The 23,622-nt window shown below is 40.0% G+C and carries 24 protein-coding genes and 2 tRNA genes; 16 read left to right on the plus strand and 10 right to left on the minus strand.

Going from position 1 to position 23,622, the window contains the following annotated elements; all coding sequences use genetic code 11:
- Nucleotides 1-133: 133 nt before the first annotated feature.
- Nucleotides 134-934, plus strand: a complete 801-nt coding sequence (locus tag EDC41_RS11530) for a class II glutamine amidotransferase (RefSeq protein ID WP_006252656.1) — start codon at nt 134-136, stop codon at nt 932-934.
- A 33-nt stretch (nt 935-967) separates the two neighbouring features.
- Here EDC41_RS11530 and ispA read toward each other — a convergent pair whose 3' ends face one another.
- Nucleotides 968-1,861 (minus strand): (2E,6E)-farnesyl diphosphate synthase, encoded by an 894-nt coding sequence (gene ispA, locus EDC41_RS11535; RefSeq protein ID WP_006251551.1) that lies wholly within the window; start codon nt 1,859-1,861, stop codon nt 968-970.
- 5 nt (nt 1,862-1,866) lie between these two features.
- Nucleotides 1,867-2,097, minus strand: coding sequence for an exodeoxyribonuclease VII small subunit (xseB, locus tag EDC41_RS11540; RefSeq protein WP_006251552.1), 231 nt, complete (start codon nt 2,095-2,097; stop codon nt 1,867-1,869).
- Between the two features lie 124 nt (nt 2,098-2,221).
- Here xseB and EDC41_RS11545 point away from each other — a divergent pair, with 124 nt between their 5' ends.
- Both EDC41_RS11545 and EDC41_RS11550 read left to right on the plus strand, forming a co-directional pair.
- Complete coding sequence (locus EDC41_RS11545) at nt 2,222-3,010, plus strand: MOSC domain-containing protein (protein ID WP_006251553.1); 789 nt, start codon at nt 2,222-2,224, stop codon at nt 3,008-3,010.
- Between the two features lie 31 nt (nt 3,011-3,041).
- A complete protein-coding gene (locus EDC41_RS11550) occupies nt 3,042-4,988 on the plus strand; it encodes an LTA synthase family protein (RefSeq protein ID WP_006251554.1) in 1,947 nt (648 codons plus the stop codon).
- A gap of 70 nt (nt 4,989-5,058) precedes the next feature.
- Here the strand turns inward: EDC41_RS11550 and nagK are convergent, their stop codons facing one another.
- From nagK to yhbY, 5 genes are all read right to left on the minus strand, one after another.
- Entirely contained in the window at nt 5,059-5,976 is a 918-nt protein-coding gene (gene nagK, locus EDC41_RS11555; protein WP_006251556.1) for an N-acetylglucosamine kinase, read from the minus strand.
- Between the two features lie 12 nt (nt 5,977-5,988).
- Nucleotides 5,989-6,351, minus strand: coding sequence for a hypothetical protein (locus EDC41_RS11560; RefSeq protein WP_006251557.1), 363 nt, complete (start codon nt 6,349-6,351; stop codon nt 5,989-5,991).
- A gap of 7 nt (nt 6,352-6,358) precedes the next feature.
- A complete protein-coding gene (locus EDC41_RS13590; RefSeq protein ID WP_006248836.1) occupies nt 6,359-6,520 on the minus strand; it encodes a hypothetical protein in 162 nt (53 codons plus the stop codon).
- Between the two features lie 68 nt (nt 6,521-6,588).
- A complete protein-coding gene (locus EDC41_RS11565; protein WP_006251558.1) occupies nt 6,589-7,311 on the minus strand; it encodes a phosphatase PAP2 family protein in 723 nt (240 codons plus the stop codon).
- Nucleotides 7,312-7,371: 60 nt separating this feature from the next.
- Nucleotides 7,372-7,686: a ribosome assembly RNA-binding protein YhbY gene (gene yhbY / locus EDC41_RS11570; RefSeq protein WP_006248838.1), complete on the minus strand. Its 315-nt coding sequence runs from the start codon at nt 7,684-7,686 to the stop codon at nt 7,372-7,374.
- 126 nt (nt 7,687-7,812) lie between these two features.
- Here yhbY and EDC41_RS11575 point away from each other — a divergent pair, with 126 nt between their 5' ends.
- On the plus strand, nt 7,813-8,571 hold the full coding sequence (locus tag EDC41_RS11575; protein WP_006251559.1) for a glycosyltransferase family 2 protein: 759 nt from the start codon (nt 7,813-7,815) through the stop codon (nt 8,569-8,571).
- Nucleotides 8,572-8,635: 64 nt separating this feature from the next.
- On the opposite strand, the gene EDC41_RS11580 is transcribed toward EDC41_RS11575, so the two are convergent.
- A complete protein-coding gene (locus EDC41_RS11580) occupies nt 8,636-9,676 on the minus strand; it encodes a glycosyltransferase family 9 protein (protein ID WP_006248841.1) in 1,041 nt (346 codons plus the stop codon).
- 183 nt (nt 9,677-9,859) lie between these two features.
- Between EDC41_RS11580 and argG the strand changes: the two genes are divergently transcribed.
- From argG to purF, 4 genes are all read left to right on the plus strand, one after another.
- Entirely contained in the window at nt 9,860-11,191 is a 1,332-nt protein-coding gene (gene argG / locus EDC41_RS11585) for an argininosuccinate synthase (protein ID WP_006248842.1), read from the plus strand.
- A gap of 92 nt (nt 11,192-11,283) precedes the next feature.
- Nucleotides 11,284-11,745, plus strand: coding sequence for a ribonuclease HI (gene rnhA, locus EDC41_RS11590; RefSeq protein WP_031192856.1), 462 nt, complete (start codon nt 11,284-11,286; stop codon nt 11,743-11,745).
- A gap of 145 nt (nt 11,746-11,890) precedes the next feature.
- Entirely contained in the window at nt 11,891-12,394 is a 504-nt protein-coding gene (locus tag EDC41_RS11595; RefSeq protein WP_006248845.1) for a CvpA family protein, read from the plus strand.
- Between the two features lie 14 nt (nt 12,395-12,408).
- On the plus strand, nt 12,409-13,926 hold the full coding sequence (purF, locus tag EDC41_RS11600) for an amidophosphoribosyltransferase (protein ID WP_006248846.1): 1,518 nt from the start codon (nt 12,409-12,411) through the stop codon (nt 13,924-13,926).
- Between the two features lie 33 nt (nt 13,927-13,959).
- Here purF and EDC41_RS11605 read toward each other — a convergent pair whose 3' ends face one another.
- Complete coding sequence (locus EDC41_RS11605) at nt 13,960-14,364, minus strand: DUF5358 family protein (protein WP_006251681.1); 405 nt, start codon at nt 14,362-14,364, stop codon at nt 13,960-13,962.
- A gap of 70 nt (nt 14,365-14,434) precedes the next feature.
- The gene (mltA, locus tag EDC41_RS11610) at nt 14,435-15,541 is read right to left on the minus strand and encodes a murein transglycosylase A (protein WP_006248848.1); all 1,107 of its coding nucleotides are present in this window, start codon (nt 15,539-15,541) and stop codon (nt 14,435-14,437) included.
- 209 nt (nt 15,542-15,750) lie between these two features.
- Here mltA and EDC41_RS11615 point away from each other — a divergent pair.
- From EDC41_RS11615 to EDC41_RS11650, 8 genes are all read left to right on the plus strand, one after another.
- Nucleotides 15,751-15,827: transfer RNA gene (locus tag EDC41_RS11615), tRNA-Met, on the plus strand.
- Nucleotides 15,828-15,977: 150 nt separating this feature from the next.
- Complete coding sequence (gene xseA, locus EDC41_RS11620) at nt 15,978-17,438, plus strand: exodeoxyribonuclease VII large subunit (protein WP_015587093.1); 1,461 nt, start codon at nt 15,978-15,980, stop codon at nt 17,436-17,438.
- Nucleotides 17,439-17,750: 312 nt separating this feature from the next.
- A tRNA-Leu gene (locus EDC41_RS11625) sits at nt 17,751-17,836 on the plus strand.
- A gap of 93 nt (nt 17,837-17,929) precedes the next feature.
- Nucleotides 17,930-18,754: a ParA family protein gene (locus tag EDC41_RS11630; protein WP_006252653.1), complete on the plus strand. Its 825-nt coding sequence runs from the start codon at nt 17,930-17,932 to the stop codon at nt 18,752-18,754.
- An 11-nt stretch (nt 18,755-18,765) separates the two neighbouring features.
- Nucleotides 18,766-20,127 carry a replicative DNA helicase gene (gene dnaB / locus EDC41_RS11635; protein WP_020831366.1) on the plus strand — a complete coding sequence of 454 codons (1,362 nt, stop codon included), beginning with the start codon at nt 18,766-18,768 and terminating at the stop codon, nt 20,125-20,127.
- 8 nt (nt 20,128-20,135) lie between these two features.
- Nucleotides 20,136-21,785: a ParB family protein gene (locus EDC41_RS11640; RefSeq protein WP_006252651.1), complete on the plus strand. Its 1,650-nt coding sequence runs from the start codon at nt 20,136-20,138 to the stop codon at nt 21,783-21,785.
- Nucleotides 21,778-22,335, plus strand: coding sequence for a DUF2857 domain-containing protein (locus tag EDC41_RS11645; RefSeq protein WP_006252489.1), 558 nt, complete (start codon nt 21,778-21,780; stop codon nt 22,333-22,335). Before EDC41_RS11640 ends, EDC41_RS11645 begins: the two co-directional genes overlap by 8 nt.
- A 172-nt stretch (nt 22,336-22,507) precedes the next feature.
- Nucleotides 22,508-23,548, plus strand: a complete 1,041-nt coding sequence (locus EDC41_RS11650) for an STY4528 family pathogenicity island replication protein (protein ID WP_020831367.1) — start codon at nt 22,508-22,510, stop codon at nt 23,546-23,548.
- Nucleotides 23,549-23,622 lie beyond the last annotated feature (74 nt).

The raw sequence follows: 23,622 nt of genomic DNA on the forward strand, positions 1-23,622 counted from the left end.
AGTTTGTTTTGTTTGTACTGACTTAGACGACTTTTTCTCATTTGGGTATCTTAACCTAAATGGAGTTTTTAGTCGTTATCTAGGACAGCCCCTTATTTTTTGTTGTAAATTATTTATTTTAAAGAAGTCAATTATGTGTCAATTACTTGGAATGAATTGTAATACGCCAACCGATATTACATTTTCTTTTGATGGTTTCCGCCGTAGAGCAGGGCTTACAGATCATCATACAGACGGATTCGGTATTGCCTTTTTTGAGGGTAAAGGCGTTCGGGTTTTTCGTGATAATCGCCCGGGGGCATCATCGCCGATGGCAGAAGCGATCAGCCAATATCAAATTAAATCACTCAATGTGGTTGCACACATTCGTAAAGCTACCCGTGGCGATGTGAATTTGGAAAATACCCACCCATTCATTCGTGAATTATGGGGCGAGAACTGGGTGTTTGCCCATAACGGCACAGTGGAAGGTGTTGGGGTATGCGAGGAGTGCCACTACCAGCCGATTGGTACAACCGATTCCGAAGCGGCATTTTGCCGTATTGTGTCGGAATTAAAAGAGATGTATCCGGCTAAGCCAAGCGAAAAAGAGATTTTTGATGCTGTGGTGCAAATTACCTCAAGAATTGCGGAACACGGGGTATTTAATTTTGTTTTATCCAACGGTCATTGGATGATTGCCCGTTGTACAACTAATCTGCATTACGTTTGCCGTAAAGCACCGTTTGGCAAAGCCTTGCGTGATGATGATGTGTCGATTGATTTTAGTCAATATACCAAAATTACTGATAAAGTGACGATTATTACCACTCAGCCACTTACCAAAAATGAAAACTGGACCAAAATGAAAAATGGTGGCTATGTTTTCTTTAAAGACGGCGATGTGGTATATGAAATTGAAGGCACATTGCCGGAAGCCAAGCCTCACGTTTAATCACTAAAAACCTAGCTTCGGCTAGGTTTTTTCTTAGTTTTCACGCTTAACAATAAAATTAGCTAACTCTTTTAATGCGGTGGTATCGAAAGGCAACTGTTCCAGCGAATGGAGAGCGGTTTGATAAAGCATTTCGGCTTTTTGTTTTGCCCCGTCTAAGCCCAACAATTTCGGGTATGTGCTTTTATTTAAGTGTTCATCTGAACCCACTGTTTTGCCGATTTTATCGGTATCACCAATGACATCTAAAATATCATCTTGCACCTGAAAGGCTAAGCCAATCGCTTTGGCATAGTTTACAAGCGGTTGTTTTATGGCTAAATTTTGCGAATGTTCGGAAAGGTTCAATCCCATCATCACGGATGACAGTATCAATGCCCCGGTTTTGTTGCGATGAATTAATTCAAGTTCTTCCAAACTGACAGCTTTATTTTCCGCAATCAAATCCAAACTTTGCCCTAAGCACATTCCTTTTGCACCGGAAGCAGTTGCCAATTCTGTAACTTGAGCGACTTTTTCTCGGTCGGTCAAATGCGGATCGGTTGCCAGCAGTTCAAACGCAAAACTTTGTAACGCATCGCCGGCTAAAATAGCGGTAGCTTCATCAAAGGCAATATGGCAGGTTGGCTTGCCACGGCGTAATCTATCATCGTCCATTGCCGGTAAATCATCGTGAACCAGCGAGTAAGCGTGAATAGCCTCCATTGCCGCCGCACTATGATCTAATTTTTCCAACGGCACACCAAGCATTCTGCCGGTGGCATAGATTAAAAACGGTCGCACCCGTTTACCGCCCAGCAATACCGCATAAGCCATTGCTTCTACTAAAGGCGAACCAACGCTATCCGTTGTTTTTAATTTTTCAGCGAGAAAATGGTTAATCCGTTGTTGCAGGTGAGTCAGATCGGTTGCTAATAGATAGCTCATTGTGATTATTCTCTTTCGTAATCGCTAAGTGGGGCAGTATCGTTTTTATTTAATAAGATTTGAATACGTTGCTCGGCTTTTTGTAACCGTTCTTGCCCTTGTTGCACTAATTTGATTGCAGTTTCAAATTCGTTGAGGGCATCTTCAAGCGGTAAATCACCGGATTCCAAATGGGTAACGATTGCTTCTAATTCTTTAAGTGTGCTTTCAAAATCTTGAGTGGGTTTCTTTGCCATTGTTGCTGACCTATTGCTGTAAAAGTTGCTCAAGTTTACCGTTCTCACAAGGGATTTGCAAATTCCTTTTACTTTTCGACCGCTTGCAGGTATTGTTATCCTATTTCCAAATGGAGGATTTTCTATGCAAGTTACCGAGCTCAATATTTACCCGATAAAATCAACTCAAGCTATTCAAGTTTCACAGGCATTTGTTGAACCGAAAGGCTTAAATTTTGACCGTGAATTTATGCTAGCCGAGCCTAACGGCAAATTTATTACTGCCCGTAAAGATCCGGAATTATACCGTCTAGCGGCTTTCCCGATTGCGACAGGGGTAATGATTACCCATACAAGCGGTCAAAAATGCGTTGCACTTTACCAAGATTTTGTGGAAGAGCAGAGTAGTGAAGTGTGGGGAACACATTTTAATGCCAAAGTGGCGGCAGAAGCGGTCAATCAATGGCTGAGTGAAATTTTTGGTAGGGCTGTGCAACTACGTTGGCTTGGCTCGCAAAGCCAACGAATTGTTGCGAATTTTGCCGATCACCCAATGAGTTTTGCAGATAGCAACCCGGTGAGTTTGATGTCTCTAAAATCGCTTGAGCAAGTGCAACAATGGTCGCCGATTCCACTCGAAATGGCTCGTTTTCGCCCGAATATTGTGATTGATGGCAATGTGGCATTTGAGGAAGAGCAGTGGCAACAAGTTCAAATTGGCGAAGTGCTATTTACCAAAGCGGCATTATGTACTCGTTGCATTTTGATTACACGGGATTTAAACACGCTTGAGTTAGACCCCAAATCGGAGCCGTTTAGAACCTTAAAAGAAAAGCATTGCGATGAAAAAGGTAAGCCGGTGTTCGGTATTCACCTTGTGCCACAAAACAGTGGTGTGATAAAAGTAGGCGATCCTGTCATTATTCAATTATAATATGCCGATATTTTTTAAAAGGAGATTCAAAATGTACCAACGCAGTCAATCAAGAACTGTGCTATTTCCAATCCTACTATTTGTTGGGATTAATTTAGTTATCCTCACCTTATCCCGTTTAGTGTTAGGCGTTTGGCAATCTGATCGAGTATCCGCTGTTGATGGATGGATACCATTAATACTACAAGGTATTCGCATTGATATATCTTCGCTATGTTGGCTATTTGGCTTACCGGCATTATTTAGCGTGTTGTGTTTTCATAAAAATGTACTGGGTTCGATTTGGCAGACTGTTTTAAGAATTTGGCTAACTGTCGGTAGTGTATTTATTCTTTTTATGGAAGTCGCCACACCGAATTTTATTGAAACCTTTGACCTTCGCCCAAATCGTCTTTTCATTGAGTATTTGGTCCATCCGAGAGAAGTGTTCACAATGCTGATTAACGGACATTTATGGGCTGTTATTTGTGGGATTGGCATTGCGATGATTTCTCTCATCATTTATTGGAAATTATCGGGTTGGGCAACCAAAAATTTGCATTTCCCGAGCTGGAAAATGCGTCCGCTACTGGCTTTATTGGTTGCTGCAATAGTTTTTGTTGGTGGGCGTTCCAGTTTTGCCCATCGAGGGATTAATCCGGCAATGGTGGCATTTTCAAGCGATCCGCTTGTCAATTCACTGGTGCTAAATTCAGGTTATTCCGTGCTTTATGCGGTTCAGCAATTGAAAGATGAAGATAAATCTTCCGAACAGTATGGAAAAATGTCTGTGGAGGAAATGTTCAACATTGTTAAGCAGGTTCGTAATCGACCAGCTTCAGATTATATTTCAGATGAAATTCCCACCCTCACGCAAAATAAAGCGACTTATCAAGGAAAGCCTAAAAACATTGTGATTATCTTAGAAGAAAGTTTAGGGGCTCAATTTGTCGGTTCGCTAGGAGGGAAAAATCTCACTCCAAATTTAGATAAACTTTCAGAACAAGGCTGGTATTTTACCAATCTTTATGCAACGGGTACTCGTTCGGTGAGAGGAATTGAAGCGGTAACGGCTGGTTTTACACCAACACCGGCAAGATCTGTGGTAAAACTGACGAAAAGCCAAACTAACTTTTTTAGTATTGCCGAATTATTAAAACGTCAAGGATACCATACTTCCTTTATTTATGGTGGGGAGAAGCATTTTGATAATATGGCGAGCTTTTTCTACGGTAATGGTTTCCAGCAAATTATCGATGAAAAAGATTATAAAAACCCTAAATTTACCGCAACTTGGGGCGTGAGTGATGAAGATCTGTTTGATAAGGCAAATGGAACTTTTAATCAACTGCACAAATCAGGTAAACCGTTTTTTAGTTTGGTATTCAGTTCCAGTAACCACGATCCGTTTGAATTTCCGGACGGCAAAATTGAACTCTATGAACAACCGAAGCAGACTCGCCATAATGCGGCAAAATATGCCGATTATGCTATCGGGCATTTCTTTGAGTTAGCGAAAAAATCAGAGTACTGGCAAGATACGGTGTTTTTAGTGATTGCAGATCACGATTCAAGAGCCGTTGGCGAGCATTTAGTGCCAATTCAACACTTCCATATTCCGGCACTTTTATTAGGCGAACACATTCAGCCAAGAACGGATAACCGTTTAGTTAGTCAGCTCGATATGCCGACAACATTACTTTCTGTGGCGGGAATAAGTGGTCAATATCCGATGATAGGGTATGATTTAACGCAAGATGACCCAAACCGTGCCTTTATGCAATATGATGCGACACAGGCGATGATGCGGGGAAATGATGTGGTGGTAATGCGACCAAATTTACCGATAGAAGGATTTAGCTACGATAAAGCTAACTATAAACTCACCCCTAAAGAACAGCCGGAATCGTTTAAAAAAGAGGCGTTAGCACACGCATTGCTTGGCAGTTATTTATATAAAAATCAGTTATATAAATTACCGGAAGAAACTAAGCAGTAAGGCAAATTAAAAGAGAGGGCTGCAATATTTTTATTAAAAATGACCGCTTGCCCTCTCTCAAATTTGTTCATTACTTTAAGAATAATGCTGCTGCACCACGAGTGCCACCTGAGTCGCCGTGAATTGCTTTTTTGATGACCGGCACTTTCGCTGAACGCATTAAGTGTTTTGGTAATGCTTTTGGTAGAGCTTGGTAGATATAATCAAAGTTGGATAAACCGCCACCGAATACAATCATATCCGGATCTAAAATCGTAATCAGATTGCTGATACTGATTGCCATTAGCTCAATATATTTTTCGACAAATTCCACCACTTTGGTTTCTTGTTGGTAGAAGCGTTCGATAATCGCTTTCGCCGAGATTTTTTCTCCTACTAAATCATTAAACAGTAACTCAAAACCCCGCCCTGAAATATAGGTGTCTAAACAGGCTTGGTTGCCACAACCACATGCATAAATTGGGGCTTTATCCCAGTCGAGCAATTTAAGTGCGTGGTAGTTAAGTTGCATATGCCCAACTTCGCCTGCCATTCCGATTCTGCCTGAATGAATTTTACCGTCAAACACAAAACCACCGCCAAAACCGGTGCCGATAATCAACCCTAATACGGTGGAATAAGGCTTATTACTTTCGTCCCACGCTTCAGACAGGGCAAAGCAGTTAGCATCGTTTTCGGCACGCACTTCACGCCCTAAACATTCGGCTAAATCTTTCAGAATCGTTTTGCCGTCAGCCACTCGAATATTGGTAATTTCCGCAATGCCGGTTTCACGGTTTACAAAGCCCGGAATGCCCAGCCCGACAGTGCCTTTTTCGTCAAATTTTGTATCGGCAGTCTCAACCAGCGTTTTAATTGCCGTCAGCCAATCTTGATAATTTGTCTGCGGTGTCGGCACACGTTCGCTGTGTAGTTTTTCTAGTTTTTCATTAAAAGCGGCTAATTCAATTTTTGTGCCGCCCACATCTAAGCCATAATAAATTGCCATAATTACGCTCTCTTATTGCGATTGATTGATTTTATGCGGTTTATAAATTGCTAAATCATTAATCCATTTCTTCATTGATTTTTTCTGGGTTTTCGTATTCGCAAAATTAAAAGTTTTCCGTTTATTATTAAATTTGGTGCCAAGTAGAATGACTTTCTTTTCACTTTCGGAAACTTCATACAAGAAGTAAACATTATCAATGACGATATATTTGTAACCGGTATCGCCCCAAAAAGGTCTGATGTTGGGTAAATTAGTGAGAATTTTATGCAGGAAATCGAGTTCTTCTTGAGTAAGATAAGACTTAATGAAGTGTTTCAATAAGCCTTTCTCTAAGTTTGGGTCTTTTGGTTCTGCAATAAAAACTTGATACATAGCAAGCCTATTTTTTGAAGTCAAAAGGTTGAATAGTGTTATTTAAGATTGCCTCCCAAGTATCAGCACTAGCCTGGGCGGCAAATTGTCTTTCCTCAATACTAAACGGATAGTCATCTTTTTCTTTATCGCTTAATAGTTCAGCTATTTTTTCTATCGACATTTCCATTCTAAGCTCCTTATTTTAGGTACTTATTCAATAATTTGTATTGTATATTGATTTGGCTAAATTGCCAATTAAGGCTTTTTAGCAAACCATTTTTTACTTTCCAACCAAGGCACAAACCACACAAATAAGGCTAAATTGATTAGAAACGCAATTAAACTACTGGTGAATAAATCAATCGGGTAGTGCATACCTAAACGCAAGCGGCTAATCAGCATTAACGCCGCCCAACTGATTGCAAAAAAATGAGCCAAAACGACCGCTTGTCCTCGCATATTACGGCAGAAACCTACCACCAATAATAGCCAAGAAACCGCAAAAATAGTGTGGCCTGATGGGAAAGAATAGCCCACTTCTTTGGCTTGGTGAGCGGTAACAAAATTTTGATTTGCACCGATTTTTTCCATTACGGCAAGCCCACGTTGCTCGCGTGTTAATTGATAAAAATCGTCTGTTTTATCTTGGAAAAGAGCAGTGACAAATGGACGAGGCTCTTGAAAGGTTGATTTCATCGCTGTTTTGATTGCTTGAGTGGCTACCATTGAAGCGACACACACGGTAATCACAAAAATTAAAGAGTAGCGTTTGTGAACCACCCACGCCAGTAATAAGGCGAAAACCACACAGGTGATGATGGCATAAGGTACGGAGCCGGTTTCGGTGATTAAATATAAAAAGTAGTCGAAATCAAATTCAGCGTATTGAATTGCCAGAGACCAGTGCCAATTTGCCAGCCAAGTCACCACAGGAATGAGCAACATTGCAAGGGTATAAAGAGAGAATTTTTTAAACATAGAAAGTCCTATAAAAAACCGCTTGAATACAAGCGGTTGAATTTAAACATATTTTTGCAATTAGATCGCTTTAGTTGCTTTTGGCAAGCTGATTTTTTTCTCTTCGCTTTGGCGGTAAAGCACTAAAATGTGCCCAATGGTTTGTACTTCAGCCGCTTTAGTTTCACGCAGAATGGCATCAATAATTAATTGTTTGGTTTCACGATCAGCCCCGGCAACTTTAACTTTAATCAGTTCGTGGTGGTCTAAGGCGTTATCGATTTCAGCTAACACGCCTTCTGTTAAGCCGTTACCCCCCAGCATCACCACTGGGCTTAAATGATGAGCCAAGCCTTTTAGGAATTGTTTTTGTTTGGTTGTTAATGTAATTGACATTCTTTTTCCGTTAATTTGTTTTGTTGATAAAATTTGGCGTAGAAAATAGCACAAAAACCACTATTTTTAAAGTAAAATGCAACGAATAGCAGAAAAACACACGACAAAAAGAGAGAAGGATAAACTATGCCGACATTAAGTGTTGCGATGATTGTCAAAAATGAAGCTCAAGATTTACGGACTTGCCTTGACACAGTAAAAGATTGGGTAGATGAAATTGTGATTTTAGATAGTGGCAGTACTGATGAAACACCACAAATTGCTGCTGAATACAACGCAAGGTTCTACACTAACACCGATTGGCAAGGCTTTGGTAAACAGCGTCAGTTAGCTCAACAATATGTGACCAGTGATTATGTACTTTGGCTTGATGCAGATGAGCGAGTGACAGCCGAACTGAAGCAATCTATTTTACAAGCGGTCAAAAATGATGAAAAAAATACCGTTTACAAAATCAGCCGCTTAAGTGAAGTATTTGGCAAACAAATTCGCCACTCGGGTTGGTATCCGGATTGTGTGGTGAGATTGTATCGCACGGAATTTGCCAAATATGGTGATGAATTGGTTCACGAAAAAGTACATTACCCAAAAGAGGCAAAAATCCAGAAACTACAAGGCGATTTGCTGCATTTCACCTATAAAGATATTCACCACTATTTGGTAAAATCGGCAAGTTACGCTAAAGCGTGGGCAATCCAACGGGCAAATGCAGGCAAAACAGCCAGCTTATTTGATGGCGTGACTCACGCCATCGGCTGTTTTGTGAAAATGTATCTATTAAAAGCCGGTTTTTTAGATGGCAAGCAAGGATTTTTATTGGCAGTTCTTTCGGCACATTCTACTTTCGTAAAATATGCGGATTTGTGGAATCGTACTCGGAAATGATGCTTTTCAGTACTCTCTCCCTCTAGTGGGAGAGAGATAGATAAAATTGCGTTTAGCAATTTTATCAGAGAGAGGGAGTATTCCACATTCTCCGAATAAACGGTACTATCGTTTTTAATGCCTCAGAAATAGAAATTAAAGTTAAATTCATTTGTGAGGCTTTATCAGACGGTGGGCAAAATGCAATGTGTTTATTCGCATCATTAATCGGTTTCCAACGGCGTGGAATGGCAGAAAGTCGGCTCGGGTAGAAGCCAATAGTTGGAATATTTAACGCCCCACTAATATGTAACGGACCGGTTGAGCCGGCAATAAACAAATCTGCACACGCAAGCGAATGTGTAAAATCTTGTAACCCCTCATTTTTATCATAAACCACCACGTTGTTGTGATTGATTTGTTGAGCTAACTGCTGAGCTTTTTCGCTTTCGCCTTTCCCTGCGGTGAGTACCACATAGCAATCAAATTCTGCCAAAATACCTTGAATTAACTCTGCATACTGTTCTATAGATAAATTATTTGCCGAACCACCGGTTGAACTATGCACAAATACCCACTTTTTAACGGTGGTAATATTGAGTTGTTCGCATAATTTTGCTTTTTGTGCCTGGACGGTTTGCTGTTCAACACTTAAGTATGGCGTGTGAGGTTCAACAATCGGTATATTGTGTTTGCTTAAAAAAGCACGGGCTAAATCCAAATTATATTCGGATTCCGCTTTTGCTGACTGAGAACGGCGTTGGGTTAAACGGTGGTTATATAAAAATTGGAATAATTTAGTTGCTGGAGCGAGGCGGTATTTAATCCCACTTTGCCAGGTGAGTTTGGCATTATGCCAGTCTGAAACAAAACAAATAACCGCATCAAATTGCTCATTTTTAACCGCTTGTAAAATACGGTTAAATTCATTTTTATCTTTTTTATTCGCCGTATCAATAATAATCTTATCAATAGAAGGGCAAAGCTCGGCAAGTGGAGCAGTATAACTTGGCACAAGAGCGGTAATTTCCACATTCGGCATTGATTGCTTCAACATAGCAAATGCCGGAAAGCAGACCATAAAGTCCCCAATTTTATCATTACGGATTACGAGTAGTTTTTTCATTCTGATTTTCTCTATTGCTTTTAGGTTTTCAGTAAATTATAAGCGGTCAAATTTCACAAAAAATTTGCAAATCATCGGGCTAAATTTTAGATGAATTTTTACTACTTTTCAGCTAGAATATTTTGCTTGAACGTAAGCGTTTGCGTTTGAATATTTTTACTTTCAAAATTTATAGGAATTCGTATGTCAGCAACAATTTTAGAAGCTTTACCTTTAGGGCAGAAAGTGGGTATCGCCTTTTCAGGCGGTTTAGATACCTCAGCAGCACTGTTATGGATGCGTAAAAAAGGGGCAGTGCCTTATGCGTACACCGCAAATTTAGGTCAGCCGGATGAAGATGATTACAACGCAATTCCGAAAAAAGCGATGGAATATGGGGCTGAAAATGCACGATTAATCGACTGTCGCCAACAGTTAGCTCACGAAGGCATTGCCGCAATTCAATGCGGTGCTTTCCATATTTCAACCGGCGGTATTCCGTATTTCAACACCACGCCACTTGGTCGTGCGGTAACCGGCACAATGTTGGTTGCGGCAATGAAAGAAGATGATGTGAATATCTGGGGCGATGGTTCAACCTTTAAAGGTAACGATATTGAGCGTTTCTATCGTTACGGTTTATTAACCAATCCAAAATTAAAAATTTATAAGCCGTGGTTAGACCAACTATTCATTGATGAATTAGGCGGTCGCTTGGAAATGTCTAAATTCTTAATCGAAAACGGTTTTGACTATAAAATGTCGGTGGAAAAAGCCTACTCTACAGACTCGAATATGTTAGGTGCAACCCACGAAGCGAAAGATTTAGAAGAATTAAGCACCGGTATGAAGATCGTAAAACCGATTATGGGCGTGGCATTCTGGGACGAATCAGTTGAAATTAAAGCGGAAACTGTTTCTGTTACCTTTGAAGAAGGTGTGCCGGTGGCGTTAAACGGTAAACGTATTGATGATGCCGTTGAATTAATTATGGAGGCTAACCGCATTGGTGGCAGACATGGTTTGGGAATGTCAGACCAAATCGAAAACCGTATTATCGAAGCGAAATCTCGTGGTATTTATGAAGCACCGGGAATGGCATTATTACACATCGCTTACGAGCGTTTAGTTACCGGTATTCACAACGAAGATACGATTGAGCAATATCGCATTAACGGATTACGTTTAGGGCGTTTATTGTATCAAGGCCGCTGGTTTGACCCGCAAGCTTTAATGTTGCGTGAAACGGCTCAACGTTGGGTGGCAAAAGCGATTACCGGTACGGTCACGCTTGAGTTACGCCGTGGTAACGATTTCACTATTCTTAACACTGAATCGCCAAACTTAACCTACGAAGCAGAACGTTTAAGTATGGAAAAAGTAGAAGATGCACCGTTTACGCCGGCAGATCGTATCGGTCAATTAACAATGCGTAACTTAGATATTGTCGATACCCGTGGTAAATTAGCAGTTTATACCGATGCAGGTTTATTGGCGGCTAATAATAGCGTGATTCCACAACTTGGAAAAAAATAATCAGTTGATCTCCATTCTGATAACTTTTAGAATTTAGCCTAAAAGCTGCCCCAAAGTTAATGCTTTGGGGCTTTTATTTTCAAAGCGTGATGATGAAATTAGTTGAAATTTTTACAGACGGTTCTTGTTTAGGCAACCCCGGCAAAGGGGGGATTGGTATTTTGCTGCGTTATAACGGGTACGAAAAAACCGTGAGCAAAGGCTATTTTCAAACCACCAATAACCGAATGGAATTGCGGGCGGTGATTGAGGCTTTAGCAATGCTAAAAGAGCCTTGTAAGGTGCAACTCAATAGTGACAGCCAATATATGAAAAACGGGATCCAAAAATGGATTTTTAACTGGAAGAAAAATGACTGGAAAACCAGCGATAAAAAGCCAGTTAAAAATAAAGATTTATGGGTTGCTTTAGACCAAGAAATTCAACGCCACCAAATTGAATGGAGTTGGGTGAAAGGGCATTCAGGACATCGTGAAAATGAGATTTGCGATGAGCTGGCTAAACAAGGAGCAAATAATCCAACGTTGGACGATGTTGGTTATATTGCAGACTAGGTTTTACAAGCGGTCGGATTGTGTAAATTTTTTACCGAATTTAACCGCTTGTATTTGCATAAAGCACTTATTTTTAGCGAAATAGTGCTACGCAAACGTTTTCTTTTTTTGTAGAATAGGAGAGCTTTACGCTTTAAGGTGTGTTATGGTTGATTTAATTGTTATCGGAATCATTGCTTTTTCAGTGCTTATCAGTTTATGGCGAGGTTTTACCAATGAAGCATTATCGCTACTTGGTTGGGTAATCGCCTTTTTTGTGGCAAGCTCGTTTTATCCTTATTTAAGCGGTTATCTCACACAAATTAATTCGGTTTATTTGCAAAATTCAGAATTTTTACGCAATGGTATTGCAGCGGCGATTCTGTTCATTTTGACTTTAATTGTTTGTGGTGTGATCAACGGTTTATTAGGCAAAGTGATTGATTTGAGCGGAATGTCTATCACCGACCGTATTTTAGGCGGTGCTTTTGGGGCATTGCGTGGTATTTTAATTGTGTCGGCTATTTTATTTTTCTTAGATACCTTTACCCAAGCAAGCCAAACGGAATTATGGAAATCATCGCTATTAATTCCGCATTTTGACTTTATTGTGAAGTGGTTCTTTGAACAGTTACAAGCAAATTCCAGTTTTTTAAACACGACTAAATAAAGAGGTTTTTCTATATGTGCGGCATTGTCGGTATTATTGGGAATTCGCCGGTGAATCAGGCGATTTATGATGGTTTAACATTACTTCAACACCGAGGACAAGATGCCGCAGGTATCGTCACCATAGACGATGAAAATCGTTTCCGCTTACGCAAAGCTAACGGCTTAGTCAGCGATGTTTTCCAGCAAGAGCATATGGTGAGATTACAAGGCAATGTTGGAATTGGTCACGTTCGCTACCCAACAGCAGGTAGCTCAAGTGTGTCTGAAGCCCAGCCATTTTATGTCAATTCACCTTTCGGTATTACCTTAGTTCACAACGGTAATTTAACTAATAATGCGGAACTTAAAGCTCGCTTATACAACGAAGCCCGCCGCCATGTGAACACTAATTCTGATTCTGAATCCCTTCTTAATATTTTTGCTTACTTTTTAGATCTCTATTCCACTCAGCATTTAAGCCCAGACAATATCTTTGAAACGGTTCGTAAAACCAATGATAGCATTCGTGGTGCTTATGCTTGCATTGCGATGATTATCGGACACGGTATGGTTGCTTTCCGTGACCCATTCGGTATTCGCCCGTTAGTGCTGGGTAAACGTGAAATCGAGGGTAAAACCGAATATATGTTTGCTTCGGAAAGTGTGGCTCTTGATGTAGTGGGGTTTGAATTTGTGCGAGATGTGCTGCCGGGTGAAGCGATTTATGTTACCTTTGATGGGCAATTACATTCGCAAATTTGTGCCGATAATCCAAAACTGAATCCTTGTATTTTTGAATATGTTTATTTTGCCCGTCCTGATTCCGTCATTGATGGCGTTTCTGTATATTCTGCACGAGTGCATATGGGCGAATTATTAGGTGAGAAAATTAAACGTGAATGGGGACGAATTATCGATGATATTGATGTGGTGATCCCGATTCCTGAAACCTCAAATGATATTGCGGTACGTATTGCTAATATGTTGTATAAACCCTATCGTCAAGGGTTTGTTAAAAACCGCTATGTAGCTCGAACTTTTATTATGCCGGGGCAAGCACAGCGTAAAAGCTCGGTTCGCCGTAAATTAAATGCGATTGCCTCTGAATTTAAAGGCAAAAGCGTGTTACTGGTTGATGATTCTATTGTACGAGGTACAACGTCTGAACAAATCGTGGAAATGGCACGAGCAGCTGGTGCAAAACGGGTTTATTTTGCCTCTGCCGCACCGGAAATTCGCTACCCGAATGTGTATGGCATTGATATGCCGACTTGTGAAGAATTAGTGGCTTATGATCGCTCAGTGGAAGAGGTTGCACAGATGATAGGGGTGGATAAATTGATTTTCCAAGACCTTGAAGCACTTTATAAGTCTATTCAACTGGAAAATCCGACTATTCATCGCTTTGATGACTCTGTATTTACAGGAGAATATATTACAGGTGATGTAGATAAATGCTATTTAGACAGTATAGCAAGATCTCGAAACGATAAAGCAAAAGCAGAGGCGGCAAAACAAGCCACCAATTTAGAAATTCATAACGAAAGATAAAAGAAACTCGCAGTGAAAACTGCGAGTTTTTTACTATTGATTTTTCTTAGTGAGTGCATTTTCCATACTTTTATAAATCTCTTTATATCTAGGTTTAAATGTATCGCATTTTTCGGGATCTACATTTGCTTTTTGGTGATTTAAACGAGAATGCAGTAAATGGAAATACTCGGTAGAAAGCGTATCATTTTGCATCAGTTTCTGATTTTCCTCTCCGAGCAACTCTTTTAGAAGCTGATATTCAAAATATTGCATCGTTAAATTTTCAGCCAGATTCCAATTTGCGTAGATTTGCTGGTAACCGGGTTTAGCTAACTCAGGATAGATACATTGCTCAATATTATTGAGCTGGCGTATCAAAATTCTGACATCTATTTCTGAGATTTTATATTTAGGCTCAGTTGAAGCGGTTATATTTTGCAAATTATTTGCAAGCACGGCGCTCGGTAGAAGTACTCGGTAGAAGTAAGAATATGGCAGATAGTTTTTTTAACATAGTTACCCTGTATTAATTTAATACCCAAACACGGCCGTAATGTTTCATTAAACCTGCGATATGGCCTGCTTTATCGCCAATCCCTTGATATAAATCGAAGTGATGGCCTTTCACTGCACCGCCAACATCAAGAGCCACCATTAAACGCATTTCGTGTTTGCCGGTCCAATTTCCTTTGCTATCAATCAACGGCATTTCGACCAACAACACGCTACCTGATGGCACAATGCTACGATCTGATGCAACAGATGCAAGTGGTACTAACGGCACACCGGCAGAGCCTTTTACCTGACCGGTAGGATCGTTTTTAAAGAAAACATACGATGGATTACGCTCCAACAAACCTTGAACACGGCTAGGGTTACGTTGCCCCCATTCACGGATAGCCTGCACTGACATTTTCTCTTTCGGAATTTCGCCATCTTCTACTAATAAACGCCCAACGCTGGCATATTTAAAGCCATTTTGCCCTGCATAAGCAAAATAGTTTAAGCGACCATCACCAAAGTCAACGTAACCGCTACCTTGAACACCTAATAAGAAGTTATCGAGCATTGAATTACTATAAGCCAGTTCTAAGCCCTGACCTTGCAATGCTCCTGCGTAAATTTCCGCCCGTGAAAAACGTTTGCTAGACGGCATCGCATAAATCGGGTGTTGGTATTGCCCCTGAGGCGTTCTACGGGCTTTGATAACCGGCGAGTAATACCCTGTCATTAACACATTCTGGTAGCCATCTTCGCCACGCATTAAACGAGTACTAATACCATATTTTGCTAAATCATTAATATTACCGCCCGATGAGATCCAACGACTGATTTTTCCGTAAGCGATAGCATAAGAATCTGCCAAGCTACTATAGGCTCTGACATTAGAAAGCTGCTGTAAAAAGTCTAGTTGATTAACAGGAGCAGCATTTAATCCTAAACGTCCAGCTTGAAAATGTGTGCCATAAGGCATAAAGTGACGACCATTATATTTTGCTCCAAATTTAGCTTTTTCCGCATCATAAGAGGTTGTTTTGCCTTTTTGGCCTGAAGACGAACACGCCACTAATACCGTTGCAATCGCTACCACGCTAGCTGCCGCAATAGCTTTTTTATATGCTTTCCAATTCATCGAATATCCTTATATCGTTAATAAAATGTGAAAAATAAACAGAAGAATAGCAAAAACAGCGACAAAATAAAACCAGAATATAATTTGATTGTTTTTACAACAATAAGCGTATTTTTATACTACATCTGTTGTAATTTACATCACTTAGAGCAATTTTGTATGATTTTACTTGTCATTATGTCAAATTGATATATTATAGCCTCATCAGACGCGGGGTGGAGCAGCTTGGTAGCTCGTCGGGCTCATAACCCGAAGGTCGCTGGTTCAAATCCGGCCCCCGCAACCACATTCCAAACCCTCGATAGTGAATCACATCGAGGGTTTTCGTTTTATTTGCCAAAAAACAGCAAAAAATAACCGCTTGTTGACTGCAAAAGCTTCCTCTCGCTTTCATTTCTCGTTACACTTCTACTACATTTACGCTTTTTTGATTATTATGAGCAATATTTTAACTGTTACCCAACTCAACTATTCCGTCCGCCATTTGCTCGAAATGGAAATGAGCCATATTTGGCTAACCGGCGAAATCTCAAATTTCAGCCAACCAGTTTCGGGGCATTGGTATCTCACTTTAAAAGATGACAAAGCACAAGTGCGTTGTGCGATGTTTAAAATGAAAAATGTAAGAGTGAATTTTCGCCCACAAAACGGTATGCAGGTGCTGGTGCGGGCAAGTGTTACACTCTATGAGCCACGAGGTGACTATCAGCTCATTATTGAGAGTATGCAACCGGCGGGCGAAGGCTTGTTACAGCAGCAATTTGAGCAACTTAAAGCAAAACTTTCAGCTCAAGGCTTGTTTGCTCAAGAGCATAAAAAGCCAATTCCTACTTTTGTTAAAACCGTTGGTATTATTACCTCCTCAAGCGGAGCCGCATTACAAGATATTTTACATATTTTGCAACGACGAGATCCGAGCTTATCAGTGGTTATTTACCCGGCTCTCGTGCAAGGCAAAGAAGCAACGCAAGATATTGTGAATATGATTGAACTGGCAAACCGCCGCAATGAGTGTGATGTATTAATTGTCGGGCGAGGTGGCGGTTCATTAGAGGATTTATGGTGTTTCAACGAAGAGAGTGTCGCTTATGCCATTTATCATTCACAAATCCCGATTATCAGTGCGGTGGGACACGAAACCGATGTGACCATTGCTGATTTTGTTGCAGATTTGCGCGCACCAACGCCTTCGGCTGCTGCGGAATTAGTCAGCAGAGATCAAAATGAATTGAAACGCCAATTACAACATCAGTTTGATAAAGTGAATTTAGCCTTTGACCGAGTTTGGAACCATAAATTTAACCGTTTCCAACAACTCCCCTTACGCCTGAATGCTCAGCATCCAAGCAAACAAATTCAATCGCAACAGCAACGTTTTGATTATATGGAATACCGCCTCGAGCAGGCAATTTATGCACTTGTTGCAGCCAAAAAGCAGGTGGGGAAAGAGCTAAATGTCCGTTTAATTCACCAACATCCGCAAAAGCAGATTGAACGCCAATCCCAAATGCTTAAGCAATTGGAGCTGAAACTCCATTGGCAAATGGAGCAACAACTCAGCAAAAAACAGCAAAAATGGAAAAACATTACGCAACGGTTTGAACGCAACCCGCTACCTTATCAACTTTATCAGCAACAAACGATGGTGGCAAAAATGTCGCAACGCTTGGCTTATTCTATCGAAAAAATAATGCTGAAAGAGCAGCGACATTTTCAAGAGTTATGCACTAAACTTGATGGACTTAGCCCATTGAAAATCTTGACCAGAGGCTACTCAATTACCCAAACTAAAGACGGTAAAACGCTTACTTCAACAGAAAATATTGAACGTGGTGAGGCTATTATCACCCAACTAAAAACAGGAAAAATAATAAGTCAAGTAGTGGATTTTTTGTAGGGGAAATTTTGAACGCTGCCAATTTTTAAAATTATTTATAGTAAAATCAGTAGGTTAAATATTTATAAACAGGGTTGTTCACTTAGTTATCCACAGGTGATGTGCATAACTATTTTTGTAAAGATGAATTGAGTGCTGATTTTTAAATCAACCGATTTCAAAAGGCATTTTTACGCTTGCACAAGCGGTCATATTTCCCTATAATCGTGCAAAAATTAAGCCAGTGTGGCGAAATCGGTAGACGCAGCGGATTCAAAATCTTTTGCGTAAACTGATAAAACATACAGGCAATTGAATAAAAATGCACTCTCAGCCTGAGTGATGAAATTGGTAGACATGATGGATTCAAAATCCATTGGTGAATAACCGTGTCGGTTCGAGTCCGACCTCAGGCACCATTCAACTGCGTTCCTTTCAAATAATACTCACTCTAAATATACAGTTTATAATGCCAATACTCCTTAACTTCAACTTTGTTAAGAGAGTAAATTATGAAACCATTACAAAACGGTACAAACAAACCTTTTACCATTACTATTGCTTCGACCAAAGGAGGCTCTGCTAAGAGTACGAATGCCGCTAACATTGGTGCATTCTGTGCAGAACACGGTCTTAAAACCCTTCTTATCGATACTGATACCCAACCGACATTAAGTTCCTATTATGAACTCGCATATCAAGTTCCGGGCGGAACTTATGAATTTCTTCATTTTAAAGATGTAGAGCCTACTCATATCATTTCTAAAACGACTATTCCTAATCTTGACTTGATTCAGTCAAATGATCCGTCTAACAAAATCAGCCCAATGCTGAGAGATTCTCCTGATGGAGCATTACGTTTCAGTTTACTACTACAAAAAATAGAAGGCTACGATGTCATCATTATTGATACCCGTGGAACAAGAGATATTACTGTCGATATGTCTGTGCTGGCAGCTGATGTTTTATTCTGCCCTATTCTTCCGCACATTCTATCTGCTAAGGAATTTATCCGTGGCACGATTGGAATGTATCAAGATTTAGAAACTTTTACTGCATTTGGCTTTACTCTCCCACCGCTGAAAGCGATGATTAACTGTGTTGATCATACCAAGGATGTCAAATTAGTCTCTGACTATCTGCACACGTTGTTCCAAAATGAGTTTGATGAAAACAAAACATTACTGGAATTTTCTGTGCCTGATCGTGTGGCATACCGAGAAGCGGCAACTTTTTCAAAACCGGTCTATCGCCAGAGCCAAGCTGAATATGAAACCATTCGTCAGCTTTGTGCATTACTGATGCCACAGTTTGCACAATCTCATTTTTCTGAGTAGTTGGGGGATTTATGTCTAACCCAAATAAACCAACCACCCATCTCTATTCAGCAGAAGCTGAAGCCGCTGTCATCGGGGGATTGTTATTAGATAACACTCTCTTTGACGATGTCATTGGCAAGATTAATTCGGCTGACTTTTATTTTGGTGTGCATCAAGCCTTATTCAAGGGGATTACGGATTTAATTGAGGTGGGGAAACCTGCAGATATTCTCACATTAGATGAATACCTAAAACAGAAAAATCTGTTGAAGGAAATCGGCGGTTTTGCCTATCTTGCAGAAGTTTCAAAAAACACCCCTTCGGCAGCCAATGTTGGAGCTTATGCTGATGTCGTTCTGCTACATAGTAAACACCGACAACTTTTAAAGCTGGGCCAGTTTATTGTCGATCAGACTCAGACAGCAAAAACACCGGAAAAACTTGAATCAGTTATTGATGAAGTTGAGAAAAAAATGACTGAATTCAGCCTTTCTGACAATACCAAATCTGCAACAGATTTAAGTGATATTTTTGCCAGTATGCTCTCTCGTATGGAGCTTTCGGCTAAAAATGGTGATCCTGTGACTGGAACACCGACAGGTATTCAAGGCATCGATGAAGCGACTACCGGTGGGCAACCGGGTGATTTAATTGTGATTGGTGCCCGTCCTTCGATGGGGAAAACGGCATTTTCTCAAACTATTGCCTACCACACCCTTGAAAAATTTGAGTCTGCTCCTGTGTTCTATCACAGTATGGAAATGCCGGCAGATCAAATTTTACAACGTTTTTTAGCAATGCGTGCCAGAGTAAGTTTACAAGATATTCGCCAAGCAGACCGCTTGGACGATGAAGATTGGGGAAAACTAACGATGGCAATGGGGCATATTCTTGAACATTGGAAAAATCGTTTAGTCATTGATGATGAAGGTAGCCTTACCCCTCAAAAATTACGCACCAAAGTTCGACAAAATGCTCGTAAATATGGAAAACCGGCCGCAATTTTCATTGATTACATTCAACTAATGCAAACCTCGCAACGTTATGAAAATCGCAATTTAGAGATTGCTAACATCTCTCGTTCGCTCAAATTACTGGCAAAAGAGATGGAGTGCCCAGTGTATGCACTCTCTCAGCTTAATCGCTCTTTGGAACAACGTGCTAACAAACGTCCGATCAACTCTGATTTACGAGAATCTGGTTCTCTTGAACAAGATGCCGATGTCATTTTATTCATCTATCGAGATGAAATTTATGATGCGGATTCCCCCTTTAAAGGTACCGCAGAAATCATTATCGGTAAGCAAAGAAATGGACCACTTACTTCTGTAATGACCAATTTTAGAAGTGAATTTGCTCTATTTGAAAACCGAACAAACACAACGCATTAGGATAGATTATGACAAAAGATGAAAAAAGACTGGCAGCGATAGCGAAAGGATTAAACGTTTCGCCTATTTCGAATACTGCTCCATCCTATCAAACAGCAACACCAACGCATTATAGTAGCGATGTTGAATATATTACAGTGACGCTAGATAAATTACGTCCATATGAGCATAACCCTCGGAAAACCCGTAACCCTAACTTCGAGATGATCAAAGAGTCTATTCGTCGTCGAGGATTAGATCATAAGCCGAATATCACCCGTCGTCCGGGAGAAGATTTTTACATTGTCGCTGACGGTGGTAATACCCGTATTCAGGCACTTAAAGAGCTGTTTACTGAGACCAAAGATCCAAAATTTTGGTCCATCAGTTGTCAATATAAACCTTGGCAAGGTGATACTGCCGACAGTGTCGAAGCTGAACTCAATTTACTTATCGGGCATTTGATTGAAAATGATACCCGTGCGGATTTGTCATTTATTGAAAAAGCTCTTGGTATTTTACAGGCGAAAGAATATTACGAGAAGAAATTGAATAAATCACTTTCAGCAAGGGAATTAGCTACTGAGTTAGAGGGTGATGGCTATATTATCCACTATACGTTGGCTAATAAAATGGAGCGATGTGTACTTTATCTATATCCCCATATTCCAGAAGTTCTATTTAAAGGTTTAGGACATACTCAAATCGATAAGTTATTAGCTATTCGTAATAATGCCGAAGAGGTATGGGCAGCCCATCAATTTGATACTGATATTAATTTTGAATCGCTCTGGTCAGAAAATTTATCCAAATTTAATGAGGCTACACCATTTCAAGCAAAAGAATTCCAAAGTGAATTGATTACGGCAATGGTTGAAGCTTTAGATGGAAAAGTGAGTTTTGAAACACTTTATCTGGATATTGACTTAGATGAACAAAAATTCAAAAAAATAGCGGCTAAACAACAAGAAATTGATAATTTAGTTGAAAAAACAGTCGATCAAATCAATACCAGACAGGAACAACAAGCAGCAAAATTTGAACCAGTTATCAAAAATGAAAATAAATCTGTTGCCACAGAACCAGCCAAAAATGTTATTGATGATGTAATAGATGATAATGAAAGTGACGATGAGCAGAATAACGCCATTACTGATTTATCTCAATTGGATTCTCCATTATTGGATAAGCAAGATAATCAAACTGAGGATTATCTCTCCCAAATTGCTCATAACTTTGGACTCACACCGGGAATGAGTATTCAAGAACAGCGAGAGCAACGAGCAGAAGCCAATGGACTTACTTTTGCTTGTGAAGGTCGCCAGCCGGTTGAAGATATTTGGTTGATTCATCCTGCTCGTCAATATCGTTCAGAGGCGTATTCCCTTGCCTTAGATATTGCAGAGAGTGTGGGCATTGACCACTTGGTTGAACATGTTGTGAAACAGCCTGTGGATTACACTTATGCAATGAAACCGACAGATAGTGAACTTTCACCGTCTGTTCTAACACTCTATTCATTCCTTTCAATGTTACAGACAGCTAAACATAAGGATGAAAATAACTGTGTCCTAGATTCCAACTTCCTGTTTGAGCTTGATGATATTACCTTAGTCAAACTTTTCCGTCTCATTCGGGTCAGTCGCCATATTCATCAACAAGGAGGAAAAAATGATTAAGACAATTACCGTAAATGAAGCATTGATTGGTAACGCCCTGCTCAATATTAAAGAAGGAAATATCCATCCTTGTTTAAAAATGGGATTTTCTGAGGAACAACTAAAAGCGATCAATAATCTCAGTCTTGATGAAATTATGGATATCAGCAACTCTGTTGTGTCTTTTGCCAAAGTGGAGATTAATCACGAAACCTTTTGGAAATTGTTGGCGATTGCACAAGCTAATACCCAACAACGACAGATTATTGACCGAGCATTATTGCTTGGAGCTTCTATTGAAATGTTACATCAGTATTTTGGTTTATCAACCTCTGAAGTTTCTGCACGTCGCCAATTACTTGGTATTGAAGAAAAGATGGGGCGAAAAGCAGCCGCAAGTGATGAAGAATCTACCCATATTTGGGAGATTTGGCAAAAATACAAACAGAAAATGGAAAGCCTAGATTCACAAGAAGGCTTAGAGCTCCTGTGCCTGATTGCTGAGGAAGGTAATATGAATTTAACGGTTGTCTGGAAATTGGTTTCCGAGTGGCAATCAAAACATAAGTAAAAAATAAATGCCCCAAAGTTGGCGCTTTGGGGCATTCGATATTGGAGTCTTATATCTCTATTCTATGGCTCATAGACTTTTAGGAGACCGACTTTGCATGAGTCCTGAGTATTATAGCCATAGGATAGAGAATAGCAAGAGAAAAACTCTTTAATCCGAATGGAGAGAAACAATGTTCAGCAGTATAAATAACCCAACAGAACACGGATTGCTATTTTTTGGCAACCAACACGAAACAGTACCTACTCGCTTATTACAAGATCCCTGTCTAACACCAAGGGCAAAATTTGCATGGCAGTTGATTAAGTGTAATGTTCAAGCCTTTCAAGGTGGCTTATTTCCTTCCTATGAGACACTCAGCAAAATGTTGTCTGATAGACCCTATGCTGAGGCTAAATTATCGGAAAAAGTAGTGACTCAAACCCTTTATTTACTCCGTCTTACCCGATGGCTGACATTGTGTGAAACCGTACGTGATGAGCGAGGTTATGTGCAAGGTAATGTGTATATTCTGCATGATGAGCCTGTACCCATTTTAGATGCTATTCAGTTGAATAGCGACTATCTCTCTTTCTTAGATAAATGCACCAAGCATAAAGATAGTCTTATTAATGGTGTAGCAAATCATATTGTAGAAAGTCTGATGGCAGATAAAACTAAGTGGCATTATGTCTCTCATTTAGATTGTCTGCAAAATCGTTATAAAACATATCAACAGCAACAACAAATGAAAGATAAACCTCTTTCACAAGCTGAACAAGAATTGAGCAAAATTCAACAAAATATCCTGACTTCCGCTATGGAAGTCAGGGATTTTGATGAGGAAGTCAGGAAAAAATCCTCAGAAATCCTGACTTCCAATAAGGAAGTTAGGGATGAAAATGACGATAAGTCCTTGATTTTAGACTTACTTCCATTAGGGAAGTCAGATGTACTGTACAGTACTTTATATATTAATAAGTACTGTACTGGGGAACCTAGCGAAATTACTTGGCCACAAGAAATCCCACTAACCTCACTTGAACAAAAACTCACTGCACAAGCAATGAAAGGGTTAGATCTGGGGTTATGCCAAGCTATTTTGCTGGAAGCACAACAACGCATTATTCAAAAGCAGGATGTGAGAAAACCGAAAGGTTATCTCTATACGCTTATCCAGCGGGCGAAGCAGGGTGAATTTAAACCCTACTATTTTGTAGAAGATCAAACCTAATCTGACAGTCCCCCGTTTTAAATTACCGTGTCTGTCAGATTAATTTGAGCTTAAATTCTTTTCCACCCAAATCC

Origin of the sequence: Mannheimia haemolytica (assembly GCF_004342115.1) — a bacterium.
In the GTDB taxonomy this organism is placed as follows: domain Bacteria; phylum Pseudomonadota; class Gammaproteobacteria; order Enterobacterales; family Pasteurellaceae; genus Mannheimia; species Mannheimia haemolytica.

Coding starts and splice junctions, on each gene's coding strand:
- EDC41_RS11645 (WP_006252489.1), top strand. CDS start 21,778: ATGATTAAGACAATTACCGTAAATGAAGCATTGATTGGTAACGCCCTG.
- EDC41_RS11650 (WP_020831367.1), top strand. CDS start 22,508: ATGTTCAGCAGTATAAATAACCCAACAGAACACGGATTGCTATTTTTT.
- dnaB (WP_020831366.1), top strand. CDS start 18,766: ATGTCTAACCCAAATAAACCAACCACCCATCTCTATTCAGCAGAAGCT.
- EDC41_RS11530 (WP_006252656.1), top strand. CDS start 134: ATGTGTCAATTACTTGGAATGAATTGTAATACGCCAACCGATATTACA.
- EDC41_RS11545 (WP_006251553.1), top strand. CDS start 2,222: ATGCAAGTTACCGAGCTCAATATTTACCCGATAAAATCAACTCAAGCT.
- EDC41_RS11595 (WP_006248845.1), top strand. CDS start 11,891: ATGGTTGATTTAATTGTTATCGGAATCATTGCTTTTTCAGTGCTTATC.
- ispA (WP_006251551.1), bottom strand. CDS start 1,861: ATGAGCTATCTATTAGCAACCGATCTGACTCACCTGCAACAACGGATT.
- EDC41_RS11560 (WP_006251557.1), bottom strand. CDS start 6,351: ATGTATCAAGTTTTTATTGCAGAACCAAAAGACCCAAACTTAGAGAAA.
- mltA (WP_006248848.1), bottom strand. CDS start 15,541: ATGAATTGGAAAGCATATAAAAAAGCTATTGCGGCAGCTAGCGTGGTA.
- nagK (WP_006251556.1), bottom strand. CDS start 5,976: ATGGCAATTTATTATGGCTTAGATGTGGGCGGCACAAAAATTGAATTA.
- EDC41_RS11550 (WP_006251554.1), top strand. CDS start 3,042: ATGTACCAACGCAGTCAATCAAGAACTGTGCTATTTCCAATCCTACTA.
- rnhA (WP_031192856.1), top strand. CDS start 11,284: ATGAAATTAGTTGAAATTTTTACAGACGGTTCTTGTTTAGGCAACCCC.
- xseA (WP_015587093.1), top strand. CDS start 15,978: ATGAGCAATATTTTAACTGTTACCCAACTCAACTATTCCGTCCGCCAT.
- xseB (WP_006251552.1), bottom strand. CDS start 2,097: ATGGCAAAGAAACCCACTCAAGATTTTGAAAGCACACTTAAAGAATTA.
- EDC41_RS11565 (WP_006251558.1), bottom strand. CDS start 7,311: ATGTTTAAAAAATTCTCTCTTTATACCCTTGCAATGTTGCTCATTCCT.
- EDC41_RS11580 (WP_006248841.1), bottom strand. CDS start 9,676: ATGAAAAAACTACTCGTAATCCGTAATGATAAAATTGGGGACTTTATG.
- EDC41_RS11630 (WP_006252653.1), top strand. CDS start 17,930: ATGAAACCATTACAAAACGGTACAAACAAACCTTTTACCATTACTATT.
- EDC41_RS11640 (WP_006252651.1), top strand. CDS start 20,136: ATGACAAAAGATGAAAAAAGACTGGCAGCGATAGCGAAAGGATTAAAC.
- argG (WP_006248842.1), top strand. CDS start 9,860: ATGTCAGCAACAATTTTAGAAGCTTTACCTTTAGGGCAGAAAGTGGGT.
- EDC41_RS11575 (WP_006251559.1), top strand. CDS start 7,813: ATGCCGACATTAAGTGTTGCGATGATTGTCAAAAATGAAGCTCAAGAT.
- purF (WP_006248846.1), top strand. CDS start 12,409: ATGTGCGGCATTGTCGGTATTATTGGGAATTCGCCGGTGAATCAGGCG.
- yhbY (WP_006248838.1), bottom strand. CDS start 7,686: ATGTCAATTACATTAACAACCAAACAAAAACAATTCCTAAAAGGCTTG.
- EDC41_RS13590 (WP_006248836.1), bottom strand. CDS start 6,520: ATGGAAATGTCGATAGAAAAAATAGCTGAACTATTAAGCGATAAAGAA.